This is a genomic window from Phenylobacterium sp. 58.2.17, from assembly GCF_026411515.1.
Lineage (GTDB): Bacteria > Pseudomonadota > Alphaproteobacteria > Caulobacterales > Caulobacteraceae > Phenylobacterium.
Genome location: NZ_JAPMTQ010000084.1, coordinates 1 through 6,580 on the forward strand (window position 1 = coordinate 1; position 6,580 = coordinate 6,580).

7 protein-coding genes are annotated in these 6,580 nt (G+C 70.4%); 5 read left to right on the plus strand and 2 right to left on the minus strand.

Annotated features, from left to right (window positions below; translation table 11 throughout):
* The coding region (locus OUA97_RS22865; RefSeq protein WP_267234393.1) for a hypothetical protein at window positions 1–963 on the minus strand (963 nt) is incomplete at its 3' end.
* Window positions 964–1,140: 177 nt separating this feature from the next.
* Here OUA97_RS22865 and trhA point away from each other — a divergent pair.
* Complete coding sequence (trhA, locus tag OUA97_RS22870) at window positions 1,141–1,803, plus strand: PAQR family membrane homeostasis protein TrhA (RefSeq protein ID WP_267234394.1); 663 nt, start codon at window positions 1,141–1,143, stop codon at window positions 1,801–1,803.
* A 5-nt stretch (window positions 1,804–1,808) separates the two neighbouring features.
* Here trhA and OUA97_RS22875 read toward each other — a convergent pair whose 3' ends face one another.
* Window positions 1,809–3,362 carry a histidine kinase gene (locus OUA97_RS22875; RefSeq protein WP_267234395.1) on the minus strand — a complete coding sequence of 518 codons (1,554 nt, stop codon included), beginning with the start codon at window positions 3,360–3,362 and terminating at the stop codon, window positions 1,809–1,811.
* A gap of 187 nt (window positions 3,363–3,549) precedes the next feature.
* Here OUA97_RS22875 and OUA97_RS22880 point away from each other — a divergent pair, with 187 nt between their 5' ends.
* From OUA97_RS22880 to OUA97_RS22895, 4 genes are all read left to right on the plus strand, one after another.
* Window positions 3,550–4,185 (plus strand): response regulator, encoded by a 636-nt coding sequence (locus tag OUA97_RS22880; RefSeq protein ID WP_267234396.1) that lies wholly within the window; start codon window positions 3,550–3,552, stop codon window positions 4,183–4,185.
* Between the two features lie 96 nt (window positions 4,186–4,281).
* Complete coding sequence (locus tag OUA97_RS22885; RefSeq protein WP_267234397.1) at window positions 4,282–5,583, plus strand: DUF1254 domain-containing protein; 1,302 nt, start codon at window positions 4,282–4,284, stop codon at window positions 5,581–5,583.
* On the plus strand, window positions 5,580–6,356 hold the full coding sequence (locus OUA97_RS22890) for a DUF2092 domain-containing protein (RefSeq protein WP_267234398.1): 777 nt from the start codon (window positions 5,580–5,582) through the stop codon (window positions 6,354–6,356). Before OUA97_RS22885 ends, OUA97_RS22890 begins: the two co-directional genes overlap by 4 nt.
* Before the next feature lie 11 nt (window positions 6,357–6,367).
* Window positions 6,368–6,580, plus strand: a 213-nt coding sequence (locus tag OUA97_RS22895) for a hypothetical protein (protein WP_267234399.1), incomplete at its 3' end; no start/stop codon positions are given.

A 6,580-nucleotide genomic window follows, 5' to 3' on the forward strand; every position in this document is an offset into this window, starting at 1 on the left:
CAGCGCCGCCCCGCCGGCCTCGTCGACCAGTTCGACCGCGCCGCCGCCGGTGACCTTGACCAGGCTCTCCAGCAGGATCTGCCGCACGCTGGCCTCGTCGGCCCCGGCCGCGAACTCGCGGCTCGCGGCGGTCAGGCCGTCCATCGCCCGCCGCTCGCGTTGCAGCCGGTCGGTCAGGTGGCCTGCGCCCCAGCCGAAGACCGCGTACATCAGCAGCTCGAAGGCCACCACCGGCGGCGAGCCGCCGAACTGTCCTGGCTGGGCGGGCGGGAACGCCAGCGCCGTCAGGACGATCAGGACGCCGCCCGCCAGTCCCAGGCTGGCGCCCAGCGCCGCCCCCGCCAGCAGCACGGCGCCGGTCAGGATCAACTGCGTGCCCCCTGGGCCCAGCGCCTCGCCGACCACCCGCGCCAGCGCCCAGCCGACGCCGATGATCAGCACGCAGACCCCGGTGCGCGCGGAGTTCTCCAACATCTCGACGCCCGACAGCCGCTCGCCGCCGACGCTGCGCATGAACTGGCCGAGCGCGGAGTCCGAAACGTGGGCCGACAGCCGCCCGCCCGCCGTCGCCAGGGCCCGGGCCGCGCTTTCCCGGCGGCGCGCCACATCGGCATAGAGCCCGGCGGCGACCACCGCTGCGCCCAGCAGCGCGAACAGCAGCCCGTCTCGTGACAGCCAACCCTGCGGCAGCGGGGTCTGGGCCAGCAGATGCAACGCCGCCAGCGCCGCCCCGCCGGCCGCCAGCCCATAGCCGAGGCCCAGGGCGGCGGCGACCACCAGCACCCCGGCGAGCAGCACCGCGCTGAACCGCTCCAGATGAAAGTCGTTAATTAGAGTCAGGTCGATCGCCGCAGCGACGACCAGCACCAGCAGGAAGGCCGCCAGATAGGCCGCTCCTTCATGACCGATCAGGCGCCCGCGCGACGCACGCGTCTGCCCAACATCCTGGCGCCCGACGGGCATGAACACATCCTTGCACTATTGCAGCCGGAAGCATCACCCTTCGATTACTTCAATGATCGTAAGCACATAAATGCAGATCGAATAAGCCCTTTCGCCTATTGCGCGGCGCCGCGGCCCCTCGCGCGGCGTTGCGAACCTGTTATCGTCGGGCCGACGCCAGGATCAGGAGCCTCCCCAATGAGCCCGCCCGCGGTTCCGCCCCGCCACTACCCGACCGCCAGCGCCAAGTGCGCCGACCTGGTGGTGCACGTCGTCGGCCTGACCCTCGCCCTGGTCGGCGGGATCGTGCTGCTCACCCTGGCGGTCAAGGCCCAGTCGCTCAGCATGGCGTTCGCCGTCGGCATCTACGCGCTCGGCCTGCTGGCCATGCTCGGCTTCTCGACCGCCTACAATTTCGCCAAGCCCCGGTTCCGGCCCACCCTGCGCCGGCTCGACCATGCCGGGATCTTCCTGATGATCGCCGGCTCCTACACCCCGTTCACGACCCAGACCCTGACCGGCGCCTGGGCCTGGGGAATGACCGCGGCGGTGTGGTCGGTCGCCGCCTTCGGCGCTCTGGGCAAGGTGCTGCTGCCCGGCGTCGGGCGCCGCGTCTGGGTCGCGGCCTACCTGCTGCTGGGCTGGATCGTGCTGATCGCGTTCAAGCCGCTGCTGGCCAACGCCACCAGCCTGACGGTGCTGCTGCTGGCGATCGGCGGCCTGCTCTATTCAAGCGGCGTGGCCTTCTATCTGAACAAGCAGCTGCGCTACGCGCGCGCCATCTGGCACGGCCACGTCGTGGCGGGCGCCGGGGCCCACTGGGCCGCAGTCCTGCTCGGGGTGGTGCTGACCGCCCGCTAGGTTGATCAGACCAGCCGGGGGGGCGCGCGCTCGGCGTCCAGGTCCAGCCGCCGCGGCGCGAAGGAACGCTCCTCCCCGACCACCCGCCTGGGACGGCGAGCCAGCTTGATCTCATTGGGCCGCGCCTGCAGCGGCAGCCGCGCCCTCAGCCGCAGCCCGTCGTCCCCGGGCTCCAGGTCCAGTCGCCCGCCCAGCTCGACGAGCCGCCCGCGCATGCTCGAGATCCCGACCCCGGTCTCGTCGTCGACCGCCGACGCCCACCCGTTCGGCGGCACGCCGCCGTCGTCCTCGACCACCAGCGAGACCTCGGACCCGATATAGTTGAGCCGCACCCGCACGCTGCGCGCCGTGGTGTGCCGGTGCACGTTCATCAACGCCTCCTGGAAGACGCGGAACAGCGCGCTCTCCATCGCGCTGGTCGCGCCGCGCGGCTGGCCTGTCGCCTCCACCGAGATCCGCAGCGAGGCGCGGCGGCCGAAGCCGTCGGCGAAGACCCGTAGCCGCTCGAGCAGGTCGCGGCCTCCAGCCTGGGGCGGATGCAGCATGAACGAGAAGGTGCGGATCTCGCGATGGGCGGCCGAGATTGCGTTGCGGATGTCGCGCAGGATCGCCTGGTGGCTCTCGTTGAACACCGCCCGCCGCTCCAGCGCGGCCAGCGACAGTCCTATGGCGACCAGGTGCTGGGCGGTGGAATCGTGCAGTTCACGCCCGATCCGCCGCCGCTCGTCCAGTTCGGCCTGGGCGACGCTTTCCTTGGCATGGGCCAGGGCGCTGGCCTGCACCACCGCCGCGGTGATGTCGGACGCCACCCCGACCACTCTGCGCACCGCGCCGTCCGGCGTGCGTGAGAACACCCGCGCCCGCGACTGCACGATCCGCCAGTCGCCTTCCGCCCCGAGCAGCCTTAGCTGCGCCTCGCAGACCTCATGGTCGCGCAGCCTCGACATCTCTTCCAGGTGGCGCTGCAGCCCCTCCCGGTCGTCCGGATGCAGACGATCCTGCACCTCGGCCAGGCCCGCGCCGGTCGGCGACAGCCCCAGGCTCTCGGCCAGCTGCGGGTGCATGTACCGGGTCCGGCGCTGGACCACGTCGTAGACGTAGAGCAACCCCGAGCTGATCTGCCCCAGATGGTCGAACAGCATCTCGCTGTGGCTGGTCAGGTGGTGGGAGCGCCCGTTCGGCAGAACCTGCAAGATCACCTGTTCGGCGCCGCTCGCGCCCCATTCGACGGGAAAGGCCCAGATGCGCGACCCGTCCGGCCGCTGGTCCGTGCGCAGAAAGCGGTCCATCCGTCCCGGCCGTCGCCCCTGAAGGCAGCGCTCGATCAGGACCTGCAGCCGGCCCGCGTCATGCGGCGGCGCCAGCTCATCCAGCTTCCGCCCCTCCACGGCCTCGCAGCCCATTAATGCTCGGAAGGCCGGGCATGCCGAAATTATCGTGATCTGACCTGATCTGCGCTCGGCGAGCGCCAGCGCCACCCTGGGATGGCCCCGCTCGGAACGTCGGCTTGGTACACACCAAGTCTCCGCCGCACTTGCGTCGGTCTGGACTAACGCCATCGTCCGTCTCCCGCTTCCCTCGCCGGTTACAGCTTAAGGAAGTCCCAAACAGCGGCGCCCGTTCCCCCGAGACCAGAAACACCCATCCAGAATACATGCCCAGGATCAAACGTATATGGGTGATCTTACTAGTGCACGAACTAATCCAATAGGTGTATTCCCTAGGCATTCATACCTGGGGTGTTGGATGCTGAGAATTCTGATCGCCGACGATCATGAAATCGTCCGACGGGGAATTAGAGACATTGTCGAAAGCCATCCGGGATGGGAGGTGTGCGGCGAAGCTTCGGACGGTCAATCCGCTGTCGAGCTCGCCGCGGCCCATCAGCCCGACGTCGCGGTGATCGACGTCTCTCTGCCGCTCATGAACGGCCTGGCGGTCACCCGGCGGTTGCGCCAGGATTCGCCCCAGACCAACGTGCTGCTGTTCACCATGCACGACGACGACGAGACGGTGAGCGGCGGCCTGGCGGCCGGGGCGCGGGGCTACCTGCTCAAGAGCGAGAGCGAACAGCACCTGGAGGCGGCCATTTCGGCCCTGGGGGCCAACCGCCCCTACTTCTCCTCCTCGGTGTCCGAACTCCTGCTGGAGGCGGCGGTCAGCGAGCGCAAGCGCTCGCGGCTGGAGAGCTTCACGATGCGCGAGCTCGAGGTGGCCCAGTTGATCGCCGAGGGCAACTCCAACAAGCAGATCGCCCGACAGCTCCAGATCAGCGTCAAGACGGTCGAAAGCCACCGCGCCGCGGCGATGCGCAAGGCAGGGGTGCGAACCGCCGCCGAGTTCGTTCGTTTCGGCATTAAGCACAATCTTATCCAGCCCTAGGTCCCATACCGACGGGGCCGGATATCGGGTTTGACCCGATGGCGGCGATAGGCGCGCGCTGGAACGCTTCCCTTGGACAAGGAGGCGTCCACGCCCATGGCGTCGCACTTACAGACGAACCCGTTCGACCTCCGGCGCGCGGCCGCTGACGGGATCGTTCTGGGGTTCCCGCTGCTGCTGGTGGACGCGGTCCGCCGCACGCACCCGGTCGGCATGAACCAGGTCCTGGCCCTGCCGGACGACTGCAGCGTCATCGCGCCTGGACTGAGCGACGACGACGACCTGATCGTCCGCGCCAGCGCGTGGATCGACCTCAGCGAAGGGCCGATGCTGCTGGCCCTGCCCGATCTCAGCGGCCGCTACTGGTCGGTTTCGCTGTTCGACGCGTGGGGCCAGCGGATCGGGCGGGTGGATCCGCGCACCCACCAGCGCGGACTGGACCTGGTGCTGGTCGGCCCGGACTGGCGCGGCGAGGCGCCCGAGGACGCCGTCGCCCGGCGCTCCCCCACCACCCTGGTCTGGGCGGTGGTGCGGATCGCCGCGCTCGGAACCAATGACTTGGAGACCACCCGTGGGCTCGCCCGGAAACTGGCCCTGGGCCCGGCCCAGCCGGCGGGCGCGCGCCTGCGGCCGTTGTCTGGCCAGGTCGACCCGCCGCTGCAGCCGGCGCTGGACGCCCTCACCTCCCTCTCGCCGCACCGCCTGTTCCACCACCTGGCCCGGCTTCTGGCGCGCCACCCGCCCAGCGGCGACCTCGACCTCGACGCGCTGGCCCGCATCGGCGTGGCCCCCGGCAAGGCGTTCCATCTGCCGGACGATGCCGCCCTGCGCGAGGCCCTCGCCCTCGGCGCCGCCGACGGCTTCGCGCGGGTGATACACGACCGCGATCCGGCCGACGGCGCGGTGTGGCGCGCCGCGCCCACGCTATCGACGCCGGCCTCGGCCCTGCTCGCCAGTCTCGGCGCGGCCGCGCCCGAGGACGTCCAGCAGTGGCTCTGCGACAGCGACTCCGAGGGCCGCCCGCTCATCGGGTCAGAGCCCTACGTCATCCGCTTCGCCTCGGGCGCGACCCCGCCGGTCGACGGCTTCTGGACGCTCGGCCTGGCCGTCCGCGCCGCCAGCGGGGCGTTGCGGGCCGGACCCCGCCACATCGACAGCCGCGAAGCCCTGGTCGTCGAGCCCGACGGCGGGCTGGTCCTGCGCATCGACCACCAGCCGCCCGACCCGCCGGGCAATTGGCTGCCGGCGCCGCCCGGCCGGCTAAGGCTGCAGCTCAAACTCTACTGGCCCAAGGCCGCGGCCCTCGCCGGCGGCTGGCGTCCGCCGGCCCCCGAAAGGATCGGCGGCTCGCGCCGGTCATCCACCATCCACCCTGAAAACCGGGAGTCCCCGCTTTGAGAACCGTTCCCTGGCTCTCGGCCATGACCATCGCGGCCCTGCTCGCGACCGCCGCCTACGCCCAGCCCGCGCCGGCCCCGGCCGCGCCGGCGGGCGCCGCCGACAGCGACATCGATCCGGACGCCATCGAAGCCCTCAAGCGGATGAGCGCCTACCTCGGGACCCAGACCAGTTTCGAACTGAAGTCCAGTGGCGCCTTCGACCTCGTGCTCGACGACGGCCAGCGCCTGCAGTTCGGCGACAACGCGACCTTCAAGGTCCGCCGCCCCAACGGCTTCGTCATCGAGCGGGTCGGCGACTACAAGGACCGCCGCTTCACCTATGACGGCAAGCAGCTCACCGTCTCCTCGCCGCGCACCGCCTACTACGCCCAGGTCGAGGCCCCGCCGACGATCCGCGAGACCCTGGCGCTCGCCGCCGACCGCTACGGCATCGAGCTGCCGTTGACCGACCTCTTCCGCTGGAGCGAACCCGGCGGCGGCCGCGCCGACGACATCCAGGAGGCGCTCTATGTCGGGCCGGCGCTGATCGACGGAACCCGCACCGACCACTACGCCTTCCGCGAGGCCGAGGTCGACTGGCAGATCTGGATCGCCCAGGGCGACTCTCCGGTGCCGCGCAAGATCGTCATCACCGATCGCACCGACCCGAGCTCGCCGCAGTACACGGCCACCCTGTCGTGGAACTTCCGTCCGGCCTTCGACGCCCAGACTTTCGCGTTCCAGGCCCCAGCCGGGGCCCTGCCCATTCGCCTGACCGCGCTCGGCAAGTAGGAGTCACCGCCATGTGGAAGTTTCATAGCCTGTCCCTGACCGCCGCGGCGCTGTCGGCGGCGCTGTTTCCGGTCCTCGCCGAGGCGCGCCCCGGCGGCGGCGGCGGCGGTCATCAGGTCCGCGGCGGCGCCCGCGCCAGCGTCCAGGGGTGTCTCTTATTAACAAATACGAGCCCACCACAATATCCACATGATTTGGGTTTTGGGGATTTGGGTTTTAAAAAA